Genomic DNA, 21,495 nt, shown 5'->3' on the forward strand with positions numbered 1-21,495 from the left:
CACGCCAAGCGCTCGCTGCCCACCGCGTCGTTGGGGTGTCGGCTGCGTGTCCTCGGGCCGGTTCCGCAGGGCTCCTCCGGCAGTCGGGTGCACCTGGGTGCGGGTTCCGGCCCTCAGCGCCACATCGACGGCTCGCACGTACGCCAGGCGCTCGCCACCCGCCGCGGCGGAGGCAGTCGGCTGCATGCGCTGGTTCCGCATCAGTCCTCCGGTCATCGCGGGCTCGCGTGGGTATGGATCCAGGTGTCGGGGTTGGCGGCCTTCTGGGCGTACAGGTGGGCGACCTCGGGGTGGGGCAGCACCAGGAAGCGGCCGTCGGACAGGGCGGCGAGGGCGCAGGCGGCGACGTCGGCGGGGTCCAGGATCGGGCCGAGGCGGGCGACGGCGAGGCCTGCGGGGTGGCCGGACTCGATCGCGGGCATGAGCAGGCCGGTGCGCACCCCCAGGGGGCACAGGGCGCTCACCGCGATCCCGTCGCGGGCGTAGGCGGTGGCCAGCCACTCGGCCAGGGCGACGGCCGCCTGCTTGGTGACCGCGTAGGGCGCGTCGCCGGGCAGGCCGAGCAGGCCCGCGGCCGAGGCGGTGATCATGAAGTGGCCCCCGCCGTCGCGCACCATCCCGGGCAGCGCCGCCTGGGCCAGGTGGACGTGGGCGCGGACGTTGACCGCCCACGCCTTCTCCCACAGCGACGCGGGCGCGTGCAGGCCGAGGCCGACCGCCACGCCCGCGTTGGAGAACACCACGCCGATCGGGCCGTGTTCGGCGCGCACCGCGGCGACGAGGGCGCGCACGGCGGTGGCGTCGGCGACGTCCACCCCGGCCGCTGCGGCGGTCGTGCCCCGGGCGCGGATGGCGGCGGCGGTCGTCTCGGCGGCGGTGGCGTCGATGTCGGCGGCGATCACCGCGGACGCGCCCGCCGAGGCCGCCGCGAGCGCGAGCGCCGCGCCGATTCCGGCGCCCGCCCCGGTGACCAGCACCGCTTTCCCGGCTATTGCCACGCCATTCCTCCGACCGCTTTCTCCGCTGGCTGTCGGCCGAAGTTAGAACCGCGTTCGCGGCAGCGTCAAGCAACGCCGAGGAATATCGGCGCAGCCCCAAGGCGAAGCGCTCGGCCATTGTGGGGCGGTGAGCAGTTTAGTCGGCCGGAAAACGAGGAGCACCCCGCGCCTGGGCGGCACGGGGTGCTCCTGAGCTCGACTTATGCGCAGTTCGACGACGCAGGAACGCCCGCGACCCGGTCCTTCATGAAGGCGAGGGCGTCCTTGTTGCCGTGGTACACCATCGCGATGTGGTCCTTGGGCAGTTCTTTCCACGTGACTTTGACACCTTTGGCGCAATAATCGGCGCTGAGCTGCTTCGCCTGGCGGTAGGCGACGATGTTGTCCTCGGTTCCGTGGTATTGGAGCACCGGGACGCCGATGCTCCCGCTGCCCAGCTTGTTCTCCTGCACCCTGGCCAGCCACTCCGGGGTCAGCACCGGGCTGGCGGTCGTGAACTCGCCGAGCCGCTTGCCCTGGTACTTCACGAGCAGCTCCAGCGTGCAGTCCCCCGCGACCATCTCGGCGAGCGCGGCCCGGCCGGCGTCGTTGAGGTACTTCTCCAGGTCCAGCTCCGGGTAGGCGTTGTCGAGGCCGGCGAGGGCGTAGAGGAGGAAGCCGAACCCGAACTTGCCTTCGAGGAACAGGGTCACCTGCACGAGGTCGGCAGGCACCCCGCCCGCCACAACGCCGATGAGGTCGAGTTCGGGCGCGTACGCCGGGGCCAGCTCGGCCGCCCACATCGCCGCGCCGCCGCCCTGGGAGTACCCGCGCAGCATGACGGGCGCCGACGCGCCGAGCCCGATCTCGGGCACCCGCCGCGCAGCGCGCACCACGTCGAGCACCGCGTGCCCCTCGGAGCGGCCGGTGACGTAGGTCGTGCGCGGCTGCGGCTGGTACCCCTCGTAGTCGGTCATGACGACGACCCACCCCTGGGCCAGCATGTCGTTGATCGCAGGCTGCTCGTAGAACGCGCCGATCTGCGACATGTGCGAGACGCGGCACCGGAACGCAGGCCCGTGCGTCCCCGCGGCGAAGCTGACGACCGGCGCGGTGCCCGGATCAACCCCCTTGGGCACCAACACGGTCCCCACGACCGCCATCGCCTGCCCCAACGCATCCGTCGACCGATACATCACCTGCCACGCCTCGACCCGCTCCGCGACGGCGGCCGCGGTGGTGGGCCTGCTGCGGATGACGTCCCCCGGCCCGCCCGGGGGCAACGGCGAGGGCGGCACGTAGAAGGAGTCGTCCTGCGCCACGGGCTGCGCGTGCCCGGCGGGGGCGAGGCCGATGCCCAGCACGGCAACCAGGACGGCACACGCCGCACCCAGCCACCGCGGGCGGTTGGTCGTGGTCAACACTGCAAACCCTTTCGCTGCACCGGGACGCACGTCGCCGGCGGGACAAACAGTGGAATGCGCAGGCGCTTCAGTGGAATGCGCAGGCGCTCGAAGCGTTGGTCGAGGTTCGCCAGCCGAGCAGCCCGATCGGGGTGTCGGTTGCTGCGGCGCTCGGCCTCCGCGCAGGTTCGTCAGCGGCGGGTGGAGCGCTTGCGGTGGAGGAGCAAGGCGGCGCCTGCAGCTACGAGGGTCGCGCCGATGCCCAGGGGAGCAGGATCGGGGCGCCGGTGTCGGGGAGGTTGCCGGTGGGCGGGGGAAGGATGCCGGGATCGGAGGTTCCGCTCGGGCCGTCCGATGGCTGCTGGGTGGGTGGGGCGGTCGGTTCGGTGGTGGGACTGGCGGTCGTGGTTGCCGTCGGTTCCGTGGTTGTGGGGTGTGGAGGGTTGGTGGTGGAGGGGCCGGTCGTGGGCTGGGTCGTGGGAGTCGCCGATGTGGTGGGCGGGCGGGTCGTGCTGGGCGGCTGAGTCGTGCCGGTCGGCTGAGTCGTGCCGGTCGGACGGGTCGTGGTGGTCGGGCGAGTCGTGGCGGTCGGGCGAGTCGTGGCGGTCGGGCGGCTCGTGCTCGGCGGGGTCGTGCTGGGCGGACGGCTCGTGGTCGTGGGTTGGGTGGTGCCCGTCGGCCGGGTCGTGGTGGGTGGGTAGGTCGTGCTGGGCGGGCGGGTGGTGGTCGTCGGCGGGGTCGTGGCGGACGGCTGGGTGCTGGTCGGCTGGGTCGTGCCCGTGGGCCCGGTCGTGCCCGTCGGCTCGGTAGTGGTGGGCGGCTCGGTCGTGCCCGTCGGTTGGGTCGTGGTCGTCGGCTGGGTCGTGCTCGTCGGCTCGGTCGTGGTGGGTGGGGCGGTCGTGGTCGTCGGCTGGGTCGTGGCGGGCGGCTCGGTGGTGGGTGGCTGGGTTGTCGGTGGGGCGACGGTGAAGGTGAGGAGGGTTGTGTTCTGGTTGGGGGCGAGGGTGCAGGGTGCGGTGAAGGTGCCCAGGCCCGTCTCGGAGCCGTCGGCGCGGCGTGGGGTCAGCGTGGTGCTGAAGTTGCCGACGACGATGGCCGTCGGGCCCGCCTTCGGGTGGGCGGGCGGCACCGGCCCGGTCGCCACGGTGTCGAATGGTCCGGTGGCGGGGACCTCGGTGGTCGGGATCGTCAGCCCGGGCAGTGCGATCGGCAGGGATTGGCCTGCGTTCTCCATCGTGATGGCCGCTTCCGCGCTGCCCTCGACGGTCTTCGCACCGACCAGCGCCAGCCCCTGGGTCGCCGTCGGCGGCACGGTCGCGGTGGCGGAGAAGCCGGTGGTCACGATCGCCCCGCCCTCGGCGGCGGGCACGTCGACCACGGCGCGGATGCGCACCGCGAGCTGCTGCGTGCCGATCAGCGGGAAGGGGCACGAGTAGGCCAGCGTCCTGTCCACCTCGACGGTCGCGGCGGCGCCGGACCCGGCGGCCGCGAGCAGGCCGCCGAAGACGAGTCCGGCAACCGCGGCAGCGGATACCGCCGCCAGCGCGTGCCGCGATTTCACGCGAGTGCTCATCAGTCCTCTTTCCGTCCCGGAATACGCCGAAACTACCGGCCGGTAACGACGGGATGCAATACTCACGAACGTCTAGAAAGAAATCGCCACCCACTAATCGGCACAATTTCCCGCCATCGCCTTATCACTTCGACACACCAGTCGTGACCTGCGCAGACCACGCCGAGAAACTTTGTCATCCACCCACAAGACACCGCTCATGCTTTGTATCGGACGTGATAACCAGGCAACGGCCCGCCGCGATGGCACAGGTCAGGAACCCGTTCTCCGGAGAACTCGTTGACACCCGCTGCGAGCAAACTTATCGTCGGCGGAGCAATCCGGCCGAACGCGGGGGGAACGGCGGGGCCGAACTTGTCAGAAACGGGGTGAGGGCATGACGGCGACGCCCGGTCAGGTGGCACGGATGGGCGGGCTGCCCCGCCCGCGGTCCGCCCCGCCGCCCCCGCGCGGGACGGTCCGACAGGTGATCGCCTCGCTGCCCCCGGCGCTCGCCCGTCACATGCGGGCGATGAGCGCGCAGGTGGTGCGCGAGGTCGTCGCCGAGGTGCAGGCTGCCGTGCCCGCCTACCGCCCGGACCCCGACCCCGAGCGCGACCCGACCTTCATCGTGGTGCGCAACGTCGACGCGGCCATCATGTTCTGCCTCCAGCACCCCGAGAACGCCGACCAGACGCGCTGGGAGCAGGTCTTCCGCGAGGCAGGCAGGCTGGAGTTCGCCCAGGGCCGCACGACGGACGCGCTGCAGTCCGCCGTCCGCGTCGGGGCCCGCGCGGCCTGGCGGCGGATCCGGGTGGCGGCCGCCGACCTCGGCGTACCGACGGAGACGCTGCTGGTGCTCGCCGATCGGATCTTCGCCTACGTCGACGAGCTGTGCGCGGTGGCCATCGCCGGGTACGCCGAGGCGCAGGCGGCCGCGGGCGGGGCGCTGGAGCGCAGGCGCAAGCAGCTGCTCAAGATGCTCATGGCCGACCCGCCGGTCTCCCCGCACGCGGTGCGCGAGCTGGCCGGGTCCGCGGACTGGCCGCTGCCCGCCGAGGTCGTGGCCGTCGCGCTGGAGCCCGCCGACGACGACCCCGCCGACCTCGGCCCGGACGTCCTCGCCGACCTGGGCGGCCCGGCGCCGTGCCTGGTCGTTCCGGAGTGGACGGACGCGGTGGCGGCCGCGCTGCCCGGCCGCCGCATCGCCGTCGGCCCCGCCGTCCCGGTCGAGCGCGCCGCGCACTCGCTCGCCGTGGCCCGCCGCGCCCTGGGGCTGGTCCAGCGCGGCGCGCTGCCCGCGACCCCGGTGCTGCGCTGCGCCGACCACCTGCCCGCGCTGGTGCTGATGGCCGACGAGTACCTGCTCGCCCAGATCGTCGAGCAGGCGCTGGCCCCGTTCGACGAGCTGACCGCCAAGCAGCGCGACCGGCTGACCGCCACCCTGCTGGCCTGGCTGGAGACCCGCGGCGGCGTCAACGAGATCGCCACCCGCCTGGCCGTGCACCCGCAGACGGTGCGCTACCGCATGCACCAGCTGGAGGAGCTGCTGGGCGAGCGGCTCGAAGACCCGGGTGAGCGGCTGGCGCTGGAGATCGCCCTGCGCGGGTCGGTCCTGCTCGCGCGCGACACCCGGGCATGAGCCGAGGGGGCGCCACCCGGGACCTGGGTGGCACCCCCCTGGCACGCCCCCGGGGGCTAGCTGGTGACCAGCCGCAGGCCGTAGCGGCTGAGGATCTCGTTCACCGGCTGAAAGTACGTCGTGCCGCCGGAGCTGCAGTTGCCCGAGCCGCCGGAGGTCACGCCCTGGGCCTGGTCGCCGGAGATCCACGAGCCGCCGGAGTCACCCGGCTCGGCGCAGGCGTTGGTGCGGGTCAGGCCGTAGACCGCGCCCTGGGAGTAGCGCACGGTCTGGTTCTTGGCCTGGATGGTGCCGCAGCGCCAGCCGGTGGTGGAGCCGGAGCGGCACACCGACGCGCCGACCGCGGCCTCCGCGGAGCCGCGCACCGCGACGGTGCCGCCGTTGTAGCGGTTGACGACGCCGGTCGGGGTCCAGGAGGAGTTCACCTGCACCCAGCCCATGTCGTCGCCGGGGAAGGACGAGCCGCGCACGCTGCCCTGGGCGACCCGGTTGTAGCCGCTGGTGCTGGTGCCCACCCGGCCGCAGTGGCCCGCGGTGACGAAGCCGCCCTGGACCGAGAAGCCGATCGAGCAGCGGCTGCTGCCCGGGTAGTAGGCGTCGCCGCCGCGCACGTCGTACAGCGGCCGCGGGGACTCGGCCGACTCGACCACGGTGGTGGTGTCGGCGACGCCCGCCCGCGCGGCGAACGCCTCGGCCGCGGCGGCCGTGCCCTTGGCGGTGGTGATCGTGACGGTGTTGGCCCGCACGTCGACGTACCAGCCGGTGACGCCCGCGGGCGCCTTGGCGGCGTCGAGGCGGGCCGCGGTGGCGTCGAGCGTGCGCGCGCTGTGCCGCACGACCTGCGGGACCGCGCCGTCGGCGCGCACGGCGCCCGCGCGGGCGGCGTCGGTGACGCCGACGACGAGGACGTTGCGGCTCGCGTCGAACCACGCCCCGCCGAAGGTGTCCGGCAGGGCGGCGGCCAGCCGCTGCTCGGTGCGGGTGGCCTCGGCCTCGGCGGCCAGCCGGTCCAGCGCGGCCTCGGCGGTCAGGCCGAGGTCGCGCTGCATGGCGGCCAGGACCTCGGGGGCGACTTCGGGGGCGGCGGTCGCGGCGCCGGGGGTGGCGACGGCGGTGGTGGCTGCGGCGAGCACGGCCACCGCGGTGAGACTGCGTTTCACTGTCGATCTCCAGGGGGATCGGGTGCAGGGGAACGAATCGCGCGCAGCGCGACCGGCCATTCGACGGCCGCACCGGGCTCGGTCGAATTGCCGCCGATTCTCCCCCCACCCGCCTCACCGGATGGGGCGAATCGGCCGCTGCCGTTGAATATCGTCGGCTGCCCCCCGGCTGGCAAGGGCGCGTTCTTCACGTATCACGCAAACGATACTGTGAATTGAGATTAGGCCATTCGTGCAGCTCAGGGCCGCTACAGAAGGCCACGGCAGCGCTCTGTTAACTGTGAAGCCCCAGCCTGCGGTGAAATACCGGGGCGGGCACGGGCCCCGCCCCCTCGGGGCGTAAGGCGGGTAATTCGACGGGGCCCGCACCCGCGGCCGACACAATAGCGGCCACCCGTTAACCGGCGATCACCGGGCCATAATGCCCACGTAATCCCGCAGGTGCCGGGCGGTGTGGGTCTCGGCGTGGGCGACCAGGTCGGCGGGCGGCCCGGCGAACACGACCTGCCCGCCGTCGTGGCCTGCGCCCGGCCCCAGGTCGATGATCCAGTCCGCGTGCGCCATCACCGCCTGGTGGTGCTCGATGACGATGACGGTGTTGCCGTCGTCCACCAGACGGTCCAACAGCCCGAGGAGCTGGTCGACGTCGGCCAGGTGCAGGCCGGTGGTGGGCTCGTCGAGGATGTAGACCGCGCCCTTGTCGGCCATCCGGATCGCCAGCTTGAGCCGCTGGCGCTCGCCGCCGGAGAGCGTGGTCAGCGGCTGCCCCAGGCTCAGGTACGACAGGCCGACGTCGACCAGGCGGTCCAGGATCGCCCGCGCGGGCCCGGACGGGAAGAACTCCTGCGCCTGCGCCACCGACATCGCCAGCACCTCGCTGATGTCCTTGCCGCGCAGCTTGTGGGTGAGCACCTCGGCGGTGAACCGCTTGCCGTCGCACTTCTCGCACACCGACGCCACCCCGGCCATCATCGCCAGGTCGGTGTAGACCAGCCCGATGCCCTTGCAGTTCGGGCACGCGCCCTCGGAGTTGGCGCTGAACAGCGCCGCCTTCACCCCGTTGGCCTTGGCGAAGGCGGTGCGGATCGAGTCGAGCATGCCGGTGTAGGTCGCCGGGTTGCTGCGCCGCGACCCGCGGATCGCCGACTGGTCCACCACCACGACGCCCGGGCGCTTGGCCAGCGAGCCGTGGATCAGCGAGCTCTTGCCCGACCCGGCCACCCCGGTCACCACCGTCAGCACCCCGGTCGGCACGTCCACGCTGACATCGCGCAGGTTGTGCAGGTTCGCCCCCTTGATCGGGATCTGGCCGGTGGGCTGGCGGACCACCTCGCGCAGCTTCGCCCGGTGGTCGAGGTGGCGGCCGGTGAGCGTGCCCGAGGCGCGCAGCCCGGCGACGTCGCCTGCGTAGCAGAGCTGCCCGCCATTGACGCCCGCGCCGGGGCCGAGGTCGACCACGTGGTCGGCGATCGCGATGACCTCCGGCTTGTGCTCGACCACCAGCACCGTGTTCCCCTTGTCGCGGAGCAGGAGCAGCAGCTCGTTCATCCGCTGGATGTCGTGCGGGTGCAGGCCGATGGTCGGCTCGTCGAAGACGTAGGTGACGTCGGTGAGGCTGGAGCCGAGGTGGCGGACCATCTTGACCCGCTGCGCCTCGCCGCCGGAGAGCGTCCCGGACTCCCGGTCCAGGCTCAGGTAGCCCAGGCCGATCCCGACCAGCGAGTCCAGCGTCTCGCGCAGGCTGGCCAGCAGCGGCGCGACCGACGGCTCGTCCAGCTTGGAGATGAAGTCGGCCAGGTCGCTGATCTGCATGGCCGAGCACTCGGCGATGTTGAGCCCGGCGATCCGCGACGACAGCGCCGCGGCGTTGAGCCGGGCGCCGCCGCACTCCCGGCAGGTCCGGAAGGTGGCGGCCCGGTCGACGAACTCGCGGATGTGCGGCTGCATCGACCCGCGGTCCTTCTGCAGGTAGAGGCGCTGGACCTTCACCACCAGGCCCTCGTAGGTGATGTTGATGCCGCCCGCCTTCATCTTCGTGCCGGGCTTGTGCAGCAGGTCCTCCCACTCCTGCTCGGTGTAGTCGCGCAGCTTCTTGTCCGGGTCGTAGAACCCCGAGCCCGCCATCGTCTGCCAGTACCAGGTGCCCACGCCGAAGTTCGGCACCGTGATCGCGCCCTCGTTGAGCGACTTGTCCCGGTCGACCAGCTCATCGATGTCGATGTCGGAAACCTTGCCCAGGCCCTCGCAGGCCAGGCACATGCCCTCGGCGAGGTTGAAGCTGAACGCGCCCGACGTGCCGACGTGGGGCTTGCCCAGCCTGCTGAACACGATCCGCAGCATGGTGTGGGCGTCGGTGGCGGTGCCCACCGTCGAGCGGGCGTTGGCCCCCATCCGCTCCTGGTCGACCACGATCGCCGCGCTGAGGTTGCGCAGCGAGTCCACGTCCGGCCTGCCGATGGTGGGCATGAACGACTGCAGGAACGCGGTGTAGGTCTCGTTGATCATCCGCTGCGACTCGGCGGCGATCGTGCCGAAGACCAGCGACGACTTGCCCGAGCCGGACACGCCGGTGAAGACGGTCAGCCTGCGCTTGGGGATGTCCACGTCGATGCCGGTCAGGTTGTTCTCCCTGGCGCCCCGCACCTCGATCACGTCGTGGCTGTCGGCGGTCACCGTCATGCTTCCCCCTGGGGTTTATGCTGTAAGGAGTTCGGCACTTTACAGCATAAGGAGTGGCTCGTTGGTCGTGTACGCCGCCCAGGGCGACCCCGCCCGCTCGGTCCCCCTGCTGTGGCGCTCGGCGGACCCGCCGCAGCGCCCCGGCCCCCGCCCCGGCCTCACGGTCGACCTGATCGTGGACACCGCCATCGCCGTGGCCGACGAGTCCGGCCTGCCCGCCGTCTCGATGCGCGCGGTCGGCGAACGCCTGGGGCGCACGGCGATGGCGCTCTACACGTACGTGCCGGGGAAGGCCGAGCTGCTGGAGCTGATGCACGACCGGGCCTTGGCCGAGCTGCCCGCGTCCTACCCGCAGGACCTGCCGTGGCGGGACGCGCTGGTGCGGTGGGCGGACGACATGGTGGCCTTCCACCTGCGCCACCCGTGGCTGCTGCACATCTCCCAGGCCCGCCCGGTGCTCGGCCCCAACGAATTCCAATCCCTGGAGGCGGTCACCGAGATCGTCTACCGAACCGGCCTACCCGCCCGCACCGCCCGCGGCGCCATCAGCGCCCTGTTCCACTACGTCCGCGGCGCCGCCCGCACCATCGCCGACGCCCGCTCCGCCGCAGCCGCCACCGGCCAATCCGACGCCGACTGGTGGTACGCCCGCTCCCCCCTGCTCGACGCCGCCGCCCCCGACTTCGCCACCCGCTTCCCGATGACGACCTGGCTGGAGTCCAACCCGGAACCACCCCCGCAGGACTGCACCCCCTACCTGGAATGGGACGCCCGCCGCAGCTTCCACGTCGGCCTGTCCACCCTCCTCGACGGAATCGCCCTCCAATCCACCACCCAACCCGACACCGGAACCACTCCCCCACCAACCGCCTAGGCCCGCCACTCGACCAACCGCCTGCCCTCGATCCACGACCAGCGACGAGAGCTGACTTCAGGAGCCGACGGCCCTACCGGGCCGCTGCTCCCGCGCGTCCACATGGCCTGTCAGGTGGCTAATCTGGGTTTGGCGACGGTGGGGTGGACTGCTGCATCGCGGCAAGGGGTGTGGTTGCGTCCCGCCCGCACGCGGCGGTGGCAGAGGGTCCGGCTGAACTGCCGGACGCCGAACCCGCACCAACCGGTGACACGCGACTCCTCACCCACGAGTCGAGCGGTCCAGCCATGACTCGACCGGCGGCGGGGGTCATCCCCACCACCGGTCGAGACAGGTGGTCAGTCGCGTTCGATCAGGTGGCCGATCATGTCGGGGCCGGGGTGGGCGGAGCCGCTGCCGTCGCGGCGGGGGTCGGGGGCGGGGAGTTCGACGGCGGAGCCGGTGCGGCTGATGCCTGCGGGGCGGGGGCCGATCCAGGCGAGGGTGATGGCGTGTTCGCCCTTGAGGAAGCGGTGGGCGCGGACGCCGCCGGTGGCCCGGCCCTTGCCCGGGTACTTGGCCAGCGGGGTGACCTTGACCGTCGTGCCGGTGGCGGTGACGACCATCGGTTCGCCGTGGTCGGGGTCGTCGGTGCGGATCGCGCCGAAGAAGACGGCGTGGGCGTCCTTGCCGAGGTTGATGCCCGCCATGCCGCCGCCCTTGAGGCCCTGCGGGCGGACCAGACCGGCCGGGTAGTGCAGCAGGGACGCATCCGAGGTGACGAACGCCAGGGTCTCCGCGCCGTCGGTCAGCCAGGTCGCGCCGATGATCTCGTCGCCGTCGCGCAGGGAGATGACCTCGAACTCGTCCGAGCGCACCGGCCAGTCGGGGGCGCAGACCTTGACCACGCCCTGGCGGGTGCCCAGCGCCAGGCCCGGGGAGCTCGACTCGCCCAGCGGGGCGATCCCGACGACCCGCTCCCCCTTCTCCAGCGGCACCAGCTCCCCGGCCGACATGCCGCCGGAGAGCGAGACCGTGCCGCTGTGCTCGGGCAGCACCGGCAGCGGCAGCACGTCGACCTTGAACGCCCGGCCGCGGTTGGTCACCAGCAGCACCTGCCCGCGCGCGGTCGTGTGCACCACGGCGGACACCGCGTCGTGCTTGGCCCGGCCGTTGCGCCTGCGGGCCTCGCTGGCCTCCTCGGACTCCGCCGCGGTGCGGGCCACCAGGCCGGTCGCCGACAGCAGCACCTGGCACGGGTCGTCGGCGACCTCCAGCGGGCCCGCGGGCTTGCTGGCGGCCAGGACCTCCTTGAGGTCGCCGTCGATCAGCGCGGTGCGGCGCTCCTCGCCGAGCTCCTTGGCGACCTTGGCCAGCTCGCCGGAGACGACCCTGCGCAGGACGCGCTCGTCGTCGAGGATCGCCGACAGCTCGGCGATCTCCTTGCGCAGCTTGTCCTGCTCGGCCTCCAGCTCGATGCGGTCGTACTTGGTCAGCCGCCGCAGCGGGGTGTCGAGGATGTAGGTGGCCTGGATGTCGGAGAGCTTGAACCGCTTCATCAGCCCGTCCTTGGCCGCCCCGGCGTTCTCGCTGGCGCGGATCAGGGCGATGACCTTGTCGATGTCGAGCAGCGCGGTCAGCAGGCCCTCGACCAGGTGCAGCCGGTCCTCCCGCTTCTTGCGGCGGAACCGCGTGCGGCGGGTGACGACCTCGTAGCGGTGCTTGAGGTAGACCTCCAGCAGCGCCTTGAGCCCCAGCGTGCGGGGCTGGCCGTCGACCAGCACCAGGTTGTTGATGCCGAAGGACTGCTCCATCGGGGTCAGCCGGTAGAGGTCGGCCAGCAGCGCCTGCGGGTTGACCCCCACCTTGCACTCGATGACCAGCCGCGTCCCGTTCTCCCGGTCGGTCAGGTCCTTGACGTCGGCGATCCCGGCCAGCCGCTTGGTCTTGGTCACCTCGTCGGTGATCTTCTCGATGATCTTCTCGGCGCCCACCTGGTAGGGCAGCTCGGTGACGGTGATCGCCTGCCTGCCCCGCGACCCCTCCAGCGGCCCGATCTCGGTGCGCGCCCGCATCCGCACGATCCCGCGCCCGGTCTCGTACGCCTTGCGCACCTCGTCGAGCCCCAGCAGCATGCCGCCGGTGGGCAGGTCGGGGCCGGGGATGAACTCCATCAGCTTGTCGAGGTCGGCGTCGGGGTGGTTCACCAGGTGCCGCGCCGCCGCGACGACCTCGCCGAGGTTGTGCGGGATCATGTTGGTCGCCATCCCGACCGCGATCCCGGACGAGCCGTTGACCAGCAGGTTCGGGAACGCCGCTGGCAGCACCGACGGCTCGTGCAGCGAGCCGTCGTAGTTGGGCCGGAAGTCGACGGTGTCCTCGTCCAGCTCGCCGACCAGCAGCATCGCCGCCTGCGACATCCGCGCTTCGGTGTAGCGGCTGGCCGCGGGGCCGTCGTCGGGGCTGCCGAAGTTGCCGTGCCCGTCGACCAGCGGGGCGTTGAGGGAGAAGTCCTGCGCCATGCGGACCATCGCGTCGTAGATGGCCACGTCGCCGTGCGGGTGGTACTTGCCCATGCAGTTGTGCACGACATAGCCCTCGACGACGAAGGCGTGCTCGTCGGTGCCGACCTGGATGTCGTAGGTGGTGTCCGGCGCGACCTCGACCACCGAGACGACCTCGCTGGCCGCCATGCCGTCCAGCGGCCCGCCACCGGCCTGGGCGATCCGCCGCAGGCCGTCCTGCTTGTGCGCGACCGCGCTGAACGGGACGAGCAGGGCGGCCAGGCGCGCGGCGTCGGCCCCCGCGATCGAGAGGACGGTGGCGCGCTGCCGGGCGGCGATGCCGAGGTCGGCCAGCACGGCGTAGACCTGCCGGGCCAGCGCCTCGCCCGTCGCGGTCAGGACCACCTCGTGGTCGCGGCGGCGGACGCGGCCCCGGCCGTCGAGGAGACCGGCCAGGAACGGCGCCCACTGCGCGCGATCCGCCAGGACCGCGGCGGGCACCAGCCCGTCGCCGCTGACCGGGGCGGGGAAGGTGAGGATGTGGAGGTCGCGGTGGTGCGGCTGGCGGGCCTCCCGCTTGGCCCGGCGCACCGCCAGCCCGGCGCCGATGCCCCATCCGTGCGCGATGTCCACCGGCTCGTGGTCGCGCATGGCGAGGCTGACGCCGCCGTCGGCCTGGCCGCGACCGGCCGCGAGCAGCAGCCCGAGGACGTAGGGCGCGGTGTCCCGGGTGCTCGCGGGCACCGGGCGGGAAGCGCCGTAGCCGACCGTGCGATGCCCGGGCAGGTCGCGCGCGGCGACCCAGCGCGTCGAGCCGTCCGCGTCGAGCACGCGGAACCGCTGGCCGGGGGTGACGAGCATGGTGTGGCCGTTGGCCCAGGTGAGCCGGACCAGCTCGGACACCGGGTTCTCGTACACCGCGGTCACCGGCACCGGGTTCCCGGCGCCGTCGAGCACCTGGTCGCCGATCTCGACGTCCTCGATCGGGCGCAGCCCGCCCGGCGTGGACACCAGCGCCCCGCGGACGAAGCAGTCGCCGACCACGCGCGAGGACTTCACGTAGGCGTGGGTCGGCCGGTAGCCCTGCTCGTTCATCGAGAACAGGATCCGCCGGTGCACCGGCTTCAAGCCGTCGCGGGCGTCCGGGAGGGCTCGGGAGTGGATGACGGAGTAGGCGTACTCCAGGTACGAGTCCTCGATCTCCGTCTTCACCGGGTTCTCGAAGACCTGGGCCCCCGCCTGGTCGAAGGCGGCGGGGTCGACCTTGGTCGAGACGGCCTTGCGGCGTGCCATGACTGCGACTTCCTTCAGGTGGGGGCGGATCAGATATCGATGGCGTCGGTGTCGACGCGGGCGGCCGACTCGACCAGCCAGTTGCGCCGGGGCTCGACCTTCTCGCCCATCAGCAGCTCCAGGGCGGCTTCGGCGGCGTCGGCGTCGTCGAGGGTGATGCGGCGCACCGAGCGGGTCGCGGGGTTCATCGTGGTCTCCCACAGCTCGTCGGCGTCCATCTCGCCGAGGCCCTTGAACCGGGGGACCGGGGTGACGACCTGCTTGCCCGCCTTGGTCAGCGCGGCGACCTTCTGCTCCATCTCGCGCTGGGTGAAGGTGAAGTAGGTCTGCGGGTTGCGCCCGCGCGTCTGCACCTTGTGCAGCGGCGGCATCGCCGCGTAGAGCCTGCCGTCCTCGATCACCGGGCGCATGTACTTGGCGAACAGGGTGATCAGCAGGGTGCGGATGTGCGAGCCGTCGACGTCGGCGTCGGCCATCAGGATGACCCGGCCGTAGCGCATGGCGGCCAGGTCGAAGGTGCGGCCGGTGCCCGCGCCGAGGACCTGCACGATCGAGGCGATCTCGACGTTGCGCAGCGTGTCGGCCAGGCTGGCCTTCTGCACGTTGAGGATCTTGCCGCGCAGCGGCAGCAGCGCCTGGTACTCCGAGACCCTGGCCATGCGCGCCGAGCCGAGCGCGCTGTCGCCCTCGACCAGGAACAGCTCGCTGCGGGCCACCCCGGTGGTGCGGCAGTCGACCAGCTTGGCGGGCATGGCCGCGCCCTCCAGCGCGGTCTTGCGCCGGGCGGCGTCCTTCTGCTGCTTCTGGGCGATGCGCACGCGGCCCGCGTCGACGATCTTCTGCAGGACCACCTTGGCCTCGGACTTGGTCCTGCGGTCCTCGGTCCACGCGCGCAGGTGCTTCTCCACCACGCCCTGGACCACCTTGGTGATGCCCGCGGTGGACAGCTCGTCCTTGGTCTGGGAGGTGAACTGCGGCTCGGGGATGCGCACGTGCACGACCGCGGTCATGCCCTCCAGCACGTCCTCCAGCGTCGGCAGGTCCTCTTTGGGCTTGAGCAGGCCGCGGGTCTTGGAGATCGCGTCCTGCAGGGCCTTGACCGCGCCGCGCTCGAAACCCCTGCGGTGGGTGCCGCCGTGCATGTTGCGGATGGTGTTGGTGAAGCACTCCACCGTGCGCTCGTAGCCGGTGCCCCACCGCAGCGCGACCTCGACCTCGGCCCGCCGCTCCACTTTGGAGCGCATGACGCCGTTCTCGTCGGCGGCGTTCTCGTGGTAGACGCCCTCGCCGGTGATCAGCAGCGTGCCGGAGACCGCGCGCTCGCTGTCGGGGGCCAGGAAGGCGACCATGTCGGTCAGCCCGCCCGGGAAGTGGAAGACCTCCTCGGAGATCGCGCCGTCGGTGGCGTCGCGCAGCACATAGGTCACGCCGGGGACGAGGAAGGCGGTGTTGCGGAGCTTGGCGCGCACGCTCTCGGTGTCCAGCACCGCGCCGTTCTCGAAGTAGCGGGCGTCGTGCCAGTACCGGATGGACGTCCCGGTGGGCTCCCCGCGCTTCATCTTGCCGGTGACGCGCAGCCCCGACTGGTGGGTGAACCGCGCGTTGGGGCCCGGCCCGTCGAACACCCCGGGCACGCCGTGCGCGAAGGACATCTCGTGCACCTTGCCGTCGCGCTTGACCTGCACGTCGAAGCGCAGCGACAGGGCGTTGACCGCGGAGGCGCCGACGCCGTGCAGGCCGCCGGAGGTCTTGTACCCCGAGCCGCCGAACTTGCCGCCCGCGTGCAGCCTGGTCAGCACCAGCTCGACGCCCGAGAGGCCGGACTTGGCGTGCACGCCGGTGGGGATGCCGCGGCCGTTGTCGTCGACCTGGACGCTGCCGTCGGCGTGCAGGGTGACCACGACCTTGTCCGCCTCGCCCGCGACGCCCTCGTCGGTGGAGTTGTCCACGATCTCGGTGAACAGGTGCCGCACGCCCCGGCTGTCGGTGGAGCCGATGTACATGCCGGGCCGCTTGCGGACCGCCTCCAACCCCTCCAGATGCGTGAGGTCGTCGGCGCCGTAGAGGGTCTCGGCTGTCACTTTCGTCGCTCCCCGGGGAAATGGCTCGCTGGTCGAACAGGTGTCCAAACTACCCGACTGCCCCGACAGCGGCTCGCAGCCTCGCCGAACCACAGCCCCCGGCATATGGCCAACCGATATGGGCCGTTCGCCGCCACCCCCTGGTAAGAACGGCAAGCCGGAGTACCCGCGCTGGTCTTGACGGGTGATCAGCAGGCTGGTTATGGTCTAGACCAAAGCTGTACTTCCGGGAGGCAGGCGTCCCACTGCTTGCCCGTTTCCACCCCCTGCGCCGGGCACCGGCCCGGCGGAAACGCAGTCCGCCCCCGTGGAGGAGCAGACAATGAAGCACAAGCGCAAGCTCGCCGCGATCGCCGCAGGTGTGGGCATCAGCCCGCTCATCATGGTCGCCCTGCCCGCGTCGCCCGCCGCGGCGCACGGCTACATCTCCACCCCGCCCAGCAGGCAGGCCCAGTGCGCGGCGGGCACGGTGTCCTGCGGGTCGATCAAGTACGAGCCGCAGAGCGTGGAAGGCCCCAAGGGCCAGCGCAACTGCCACGGCGGCGTCGGCCGGTTCGCCGACCTCAACGACGACTCCAAGCCGTGGCGCGCCACCTCGGTCGGCTCGTCGGTGACGTTCAACTGGATCATCACCGCCCGCCACCGCACCACGACGTGGGAGTACTACATCGGCAACACCCGGGTCGCGCTGTTCAACGACAACGGCGCGCAGCCGGGCTCGCGCGTGTCGCACACGGTGAACCTGGGCGGCTACAGCGGCCGCCAGAAGCTGCTGGCCGTGTGGAACATCGCCGACACCGCGATGGCCTTCTACAACTGCGTCGACCTGCAGGTCGGCGGCGGCGGGACCATCCCGCCCACCACCGACCCCACCACCCCGCCCACCACGCCCCCGACCACCACCACCCCGCCTGCCACGGGCACGTGGGCGATCGGGACCGCGTACTCGGCCGGATCCACGGTGACCTACAACGGCGCCTCGTACCGCTGCCTCCAGGCCCACACGGCCCTGGCTGGCTGGGAGCCGGACAGCACCCCGGCGCTCTGGTCCCGGATCTGACCACCCCCGGTGGAGCCCGCGGCGCGGCGGGCTCCACCGGCGTTCCCCCAGGAGTCCCCCATGCGCCGATGCGCGCTGTTCGCCCTGGTCTTGGCGCTTGCGGGGTGCGCTGGCCCGATGCCCGCCGAGTTCGCCCCGACCTCCGGCGCGGCCCTGGGGCACGCGCAGCACGCCCCGGTGTCGACCTCCCCGGTGTCGACCCCGCCCCCCAAGCCCGCCGTGGGCGACTACAACCTCGCCGATGTGATGTACCTGCAGATGGCGATCGCCAACCACAAGCAGGGCATCGAGCTGGTCGCCCTGGCCGAGAAGCGCGCCGTGCGCCCCGAGGTCGCCCAGCTGGCCGCCGCCATCGGCGCCACCCAGCGCACCGAGGTTGACCAGATGACCGCCTGGCTCAAGGGCTGGGAGCAGCCCGTCGAGGTCGACACCAACCCCGACGCGCACGCCCACCACGGCGGCATGCCCATCACCGACCCCCAGTCGCTGGCCGAGCTGGCCGCGATCCCGGACGCGGAGTTCGAGCAGCAGTTCATCAGCGTGCTCACCGGCCACCAGCACAACGCGGTGGAGATGGCCCGCCAGGAGCTGACCGACGGGGTGAGCCCCGAGGTGAAGAAGTTCGCCGACAAGGTGGTGCAGTCCCGCACCGGCCAGATCAGCGCCCTGCTCAACATCAGCGCGGGCTGACGGCATACTGCCGGACGTGACCTGGCCCGTCTCCATCGTCAACGACGACACCACCTCCGTCGCCGTGGTGGCGCACGCCCTGACCGCCGTCTGCGGCCTGCCGTTCGAGCAGGCCGCCGCGGCCGTCCAGCAGGCCGACCGCGCCGGGCGCGCCCAGGTCGCGGCCCTGCCCGACCGCGAGTCCGCCGAGGCCGTGGTGGTCCGGCTCTAGCGCTACGGCATCCACGCGGCGGTGCTGGCGTGAATCCCGATGTCTCGGCGGACTACTTCGACGCCGCGGTGGCCGCCGACGGCGTCGTCGTCCGGATGTCGGACAACGTCGCCGCCACCCTCGCCCACCACGTCGAGAAGCTGGCCCGCTTCCTGGAGACCGGCGCGCTCGACCCGGCCCCCGGCGGTCTGTTCCGCAAGCAGACCACGGCCGAGGAGGTCGTGCGGCGGATGTTCCCCGACGCCTACCCCGACCGCGGCGAGTCCGACGCCTTCCGCGCCCGGCACACCGCCGCGCTCGGCGACAGCGGGCCCGCCCGCCGGTTCGTCCAGCGCTGCACCGCGGCCAGCCAGCACGTCCTGCCGCCCGCCGAGGCCGACGAGTGGGTGGGCGTGCTGGGCATGGTCCGCTTCCTGGCCTTCCCGCGCACCGGGCACCGCGGCGAGGCCACCGAGCTGGTCTGGTTCAACTGGGCGCAGGAGGCGCTGGTCGCCGCGCTGCACCCGGACTGGTTCAGCGGGTGAGCTCGTCGTAGGTGGGGAACCGGTGGGCGATGGAGTCCTCCAGGAAGGACGCGACCCACCCGTCGTCGTCGTGGAAGAAGCGGATCGACACGTAGTCCGGCGTGGTGCCCATGTCGAACCAGTGGGTCGTCTTGGCCGGGACGCTGAGCAGGTCGCCCGCCTCGCACAGCACGGCGTGGACCTTGCCGTCGACGTGCAGGTAGAAGATGCCGGAGCCGCGGGCGAAGAAGCGGTCCTCGTCGTCGTCGTGGGTGTGCTCGGCGAGGAACTTGCCCCGGGCCGCCGCGGCCTTCTCGCGCCACTCGGGGGTGTCCTGCGGGGTCATCGCCACCGCGTCGACGTGGATGTAGCCCTCGGCGGCGATGACGGCGTCCACCTCCGCCCGGTAGGCGGCCAGCACCTCATCCGAGGTGGGGTCGGCGGGCAGGTCCACCACGGGCCAGCGGGCCAGGCGCACGCCGATGCCGGAGAGCACCGCGGTGATCTCGGCCAGGTCGTCGGTGCGGGTCAGCACGGTGCCGGGGTCGGTGTCCGGCCACACGGTCAGCAGGGTCATCGGGCCACCTCCGTGGCGAAGCGCAGCAGCCATTCCAGGCACTCGGCCCGGTGGCGGGCGGTCAGCAGGTCATCCCCCCACACGTACACCCCGTGGCGGGCGACGACCAGGGCGGGGGTGGTCGGGTCGAAGCCGCGCTCGAAGGCGTCGCCGAGCACGCGCATGTCCTGGCTGTTGGGCACCACGGGGATCCGGACCTCGTCGTCCTCGGCCGAGCGGCCGAACCCCTTGAGCATCTCCAGGTCGCGCAGGACGATTCCGTCCGGCCACAGCTCGGCGGCCACCACCGGGGCCAGCATGTGCAGGTGCACGACGGCGCCTGCGCCGGACACCCCGGCGATGCGCGCGTGCAGCCCGGCCTCGGCCGAGGGCCGCAGGCCCGGCCCGCCCGGCTGCTCGGCCACCGGCGCGCCCGCGGCGTCGACCACGACGAAGTCCGTCGCCGCCAGCTCCCCCTTGTCCAGGCCGGAGGCGGTGACCGCCAGCCGCAGCGGCTCCCGGGACAGGGTCACCGACAGGTTGCCCGAGGTGCCGCGCATCCAGCCCAGGCCCGCGTACCGCGCGCTCTCGGCCGCCAGCGCGGCCCCGGCGGCCACCGGATCAACCACGCCGCACCTCGACCTCGTCCAGGGAGGACACCACGCGGTGCGCGCCGAAGTCGGCGTCGGCGTAGGGCTCCCCCGGCCGGGCCACGCCGACGGTGCGCCAACCGGCCTCGGCCGCCGCGTCCAGCTCGGCGGGCACGTCGGAGAGGAACAGCACCCGCTCGGGCGCGGGCCCGCCCAGGCCCTCGGCGATGGCGGCGTAGGAGGCGGACTCGCGCTTGGGGCCCGCGTTCACCGTGTCGAAGTGGTGGCGGAACAGCCCGGTCAGGTCGCCCTCGGTGGTGCTGGAGAAGGAGGCGATCTGGCCAGCGACCGAGCCGGAGGAGAAGATCGCCATCGGCACGCCTGCCGCGTGCCAGGCGCGCAGCCGGGGCACCACGTCCGGGAAGTACTCCGACACCAGATCGCCGCGGGCGTAGCCCTGCTGCCAGATCAGGCCCTGGAGGGTCTTGAGCGGGGTGGCCTTGCGGTCGGCGTCCATCCAGCCGTGCAACACCGCGACGACCTCGTCGGTGCCAGCGGACTCGAGCAGCCCGGCCTCGGCGCGGACCTCGGCGACCGCGGCGGCGACGGCGGGGTCGTCCGGGTGCGCGTCGATCCACGGGCCGAGCCGGGGGCGGGCGTAGTCGTAGAGCACCACGTGGACCCCGCTGGTGGGCATGATCGTGCCCTCGATGTCGAGCACGACCCAGTCAATCGTGTCGGTCACTGCGATCCTTCCCAGTAGCGGTCCAGCGCGTCGGGCGCGAACGGGCCCCGGTCGGTGACGACCGCGGTGACGAACCGCGGGGGTGTCACGTCGAAGGCCGGGTAGTGGCCGCGCACGCGCGTGCTCGCGGTGCGCGTGCCGAGGGTGTGCAGCACGTCGTCGCCGTCGCGGTGCTCGATGGGCACGTCGGCGCCCGTGGCCGCGGTGCGGTCGGGGGTGTGCACCATCGCCAGGTATGGCACGCCGAAGGCGTGGGCAGCCACGGCCAAGCCCAGCGTGCCGACCTTGTTGACCACGCTGCCGTCCGCGGCGACCCGGTCGGCGGCGGTGACCAGCGCGTCGACCTCGCCGCCCGCGATGACGGCCGCGCCCATGCCGTCGGTGATCAGCGTGGTGTCCACGCCCATCTCCGCCAGCGTCTCCGCGGTCAGGCGCGCGCCCTGCAGGTAGGGCCGCGTCTCGGTGCAGACGAACGACAGCGCCTTGCCCGCGCGCTGGGCGGCGGCCACGGTCTCGGTCAGGTACAGGTCGGCCCAGCAGTGCGTCAGCACCCGCGCGCCGTCGGGCAGCAGGGCCGCGGTGTGCTCGCCGAGGGCGCGGCTGCGGTCGCGGTAGGCCGCGTCGCCGCGGGCCGCGCCGCGCTCGGCCGCGCCCACCACGTCGTCGGGGTCGTAGGCGTCGAGGACGAACGCGACGGCCTTGGCCAGGTGGTCGTTGGTCGGGCGCGCGGCGACGATCGCGGCGGCGTCGGCCGCCATCGCCGCCAGCGGGTCGGGCAGGTCCGCCGCCGCCCTGGCCGAGAGCACCATCGCCTGCAAGGCGGCGAAGTACGGCCCGGAGGACTGGGTGACCATGTCCGCGATGGCCTTGGCCACCTCGGCCGCGGTGGTGCAGCGGACCCACACGCGCTCGAACGGGAAGCGGCGGCGGTCGAGGATGTGCACGCCGTCGGCGTCCAGCCGGACGCTGCGGGCCAGGGTGGGCTCCATCGGCTCC

At 72.6% G+C, this 21,495-nt stretch carries 17 protein-coding genes; 6 read left to right on the forward strand and 11 right to left on the reverse strand.

The annotated features are described in order from the left end of the window. Nucleotides 1-212: 212 nt before the first annotated feature. From ACWEPX_RS29890 to ACWEPX_RS29900, 3 genes are all read right to left on the reverse strand, one after another. A complete protein-coding gene (locus ACWEPX_RS29890) occupies nucleotides 213-998 on the reverse strand; it encodes an SDR family oxidoreductase (RefSeq protein WP_451900602.1) in 786 nt (261 codons plus the stop codon). 200 nt (nucleotides 999-1,198) lie between these two features. Next, complete coding sequence (locus ACWEPX_RS29895; protein WP_451900603.1) at nucleotides 1,199-2,401, reverse strand: lipase family protein; 1,203 nt, start codon at nucleotides 2,399-2,401, stop codon at nucleotides 1,199-1,201. A gap of 220 nt (nucleotides 2,402-2,621) precedes the next feature. After that, nucleotides 2,622-3,953, reverse strand: a complete 1,332-nt coding sequence (locus ACWEPX_RS29900) for a DUF6801 domain-containing protein (RefSeq protein WP_451900604.1) — start codon at nucleotides 3,951-3,953, stop codon at nucleotides 2,622-2,624. Nucleotides 3,954-4,329: 376 nt separating this feature from the next. Here ACWEPX_RS29900 and ACWEPX_RS29905 point away from each other — a divergent pair, with 376 nt between their 5' ends. Further along, a complete protein-coding gene (locus ACWEPX_RS29905) occupies nucleotides 4,330-5,574 on the forward strand; it encodes a helix-turn-helix domain-containing protein (RefSeq protein ID WP_451900605.1) in 1,245 nt (414 codons plus the stop codon). A gap of 56 nt (nucleotides 5,575-5,630) precedes the next feature. Here the strand turns inward: ACWEPX_RS29905 and ACWEPX_RS29910 are convergent, their stop codons facing one another. Both ACWEPX_RS29910 and ACWEPX_RS29915 read right to left on the reverse strand, forming a co-directional pair. Further along, entirely contained in the window at nucleotides 5,631-6,734 is a 1,104-nt protein-coding gene (locus tag ACWEPX_RS29910) for a S1 family peptidase (protein ID WP_451900606.1), read from the reverse strand. 408 nt (nucleotides 6,735-7,142) lie between these two features. Further along, on the reverse strand, nucleotides 7,143-9,413 hold the full coding sequence (locus tag ACWEPX_RS29915) for an ATP-binding cassette domain-containing protein (protein ID WP_451900607.1): 2,271 nt from the start codon (nucleotides 9,411-9,413) through the stop codon (nucleotides 7,143-7,145). Between the two features lie 67 nt (nucleotides 9,414-9,480). Between ACWEPX_RS29915 and ACWEPX_RS29920 the strand changes: the two genes are divergently transcribed. Further along, nucleotides 9,481-10,287, forward strand: coding sequence for a TetR/AcrR family transcriptional regulator (locus ACWEPX_RS29920; protein WP_451900636.1), 807 nt, complete (start codon nucleotides 9,481-9,483; stop codon nucleotides 10,285-10,287). Between the two features lie 338 nt (nucleotides 10,288-10,625). Here the strand turns inward: ACWEPX_RS29920 and ACWEPX_RS29925 are convergent, their stop codons facing one another. Beyond that, a complete protein-coding gene (locus ACWEPX_RS29925; RefSeq protein ID WP_451900608.1) occupies nucleotides 10,626-14,063 on the reverse strand; it encodes a DNA topoisomerase (ATP-hydrolyzing) in 3,438 nt (1,145 codons plus the stop codon). Between the two features lie 29 nt (nucleotides 14,064-14,092). Beyond that, complete coding sequence (locus tag ACWEPX_RS29930; RefSeq protein ID WP_451900609.1) at nucleotides 14,093-16,144, reverse strand: DNA gyrase/topoisomerase IV subunit B; 2,052 nt, start codon at nucleotides 16,142-16,144, stop codon at nucleotides 14,093-14,095. A gap of 322 nt (nucleotides 16,145-16,466) precedes the next feature. Between ACWEPX_RS29930 and ACWEPX_RS29935 the strand changes: the two genes are divergently transcribed. From ACWEPX_RS29935 to ACWEPX_RS29950, 4 genes are read left to right on the forward strand one after another with little or no spacing between them, the layout of a single operon-like run. Beyond that, on the forward strand, nucleotides 16,467-17,204 hold the full coding sequence (locus ACWEPX_RS29935) for a lytic polysaccharide monooxygenase (RefSeq protein ID WP_451900610.1): 738 nt from the start codon (nucleotides 16,467-16,469) through the stop codon (nucleotides 17,202-17,204). 60 nt (nucleotides 17,205-17,264) lie between these two features. Beyond that, entirely contained in the window at nucleotides 17,265-17,894 is a 630-nt protein-coding gene (locus ACWEPX_RS29940; RefSeq protein ID WP_451900611.1) for a DUF305 domain-containing protein, read from the forward strand. A 16-nt stretch (nucleotides 17,895-17,910) separates the two neighbouring features. After that, nucleotides 17,911-18,105, forward strand: a complete 195-nt coding sequence (locus tag ACWEPX_RS29945; RefSeq protein ID WP_451900612.1) for an ATP-dependent Clp protease adaptor ClpS — start codon at nucleotides 17,911-17,913, stop codon at nucleotides 18,103-18,105. Between the two features lie 29 nt (nucleotides 18,106-18,134). Continuing rightward, nucleotides 18,135-18,629 (forward strand): DUF2017 family protein, encoded by a 495-nt coding sequence (locus ACWEPX_RS29950; protein WP_451900613.1) that lies wholly within the window; start codon nucleotides 18,135-18,137, stop codon nucleotides 18,627-18,629. Here ACWEPX_RS29950 and ACWEPX_RS29955 read toward each other — a convergent pair. From ACWEPX_RS29955 to ACWEPX_RS29970, 4 genes are read right to left on the reverse strand one after another with little or no spacing between them, the layout of a single operon-like run. Further along, entirely contained in the window at nucleotides 18,619-19,185 is a 567-nt protein-coding gene (locus ACWEPX_RS29955; RefSeq protein ID WP_451900614.1) for a 1,2-dihydroxy-3-keto-5-methylthiopentene dioxygenase, read from the reverse strand. The two genes, ACWEPX_RS29950 and ACWEPX_RS29955, sit on opposite strands and share 11 nt — an antisense overlap. Next, nucleotides 19,182-19,793 (reverse strand): methylthioribulose 1-phosphate dehydratase, encoded by a 612-nt coding sequence (gene mtnB, locus ACWEPX_RS29960; RefSeq protein WP_451900615.1) that lies wholly within the window; start codon nucleotides 19,791-19,793, stop codon nucleotides 19,182-19,184. Before mtnB ends, ACWEPX_RS29955 begins: the two co-directional genes overlap by 4 nt. Then, entirely contained in the window at nucleotides 19,786-20,505 is a 720-nt protein-coding gene (gene mtnC, locus ACWEPX_RS29965) for an acireductone synthase (RefSeq protein ID WP_451900637.1), read from the reverse strand. The genes mtnB and mtnC overlap by 8 nt, the downstream gene beginning before the upstream one ends. Next, nucleotides 20,496-21,488 carry a s-methyl-5-thioribose-1-phosphate isomerase gene (locus ACWEPX_RS29970; protein WP_451900616.1) on the reverse strand — a complete coding sequence of 331 codons (993 nt, stop codon included), beginning with the start codon at nucleotides 21,486-21,488 and terminating at the stop codon, nucleotides 20,496-20,498. Before ACWEPX_RS29970 ends, mtnC begins: the two co-directional genes overlap by 10 nt. Nucleotides 21,489-21,495: the final 7 nt, after the last annotated feature.

The organism is Actinokineospora sp. NPDC004072 (assembly GCF_053604195.1).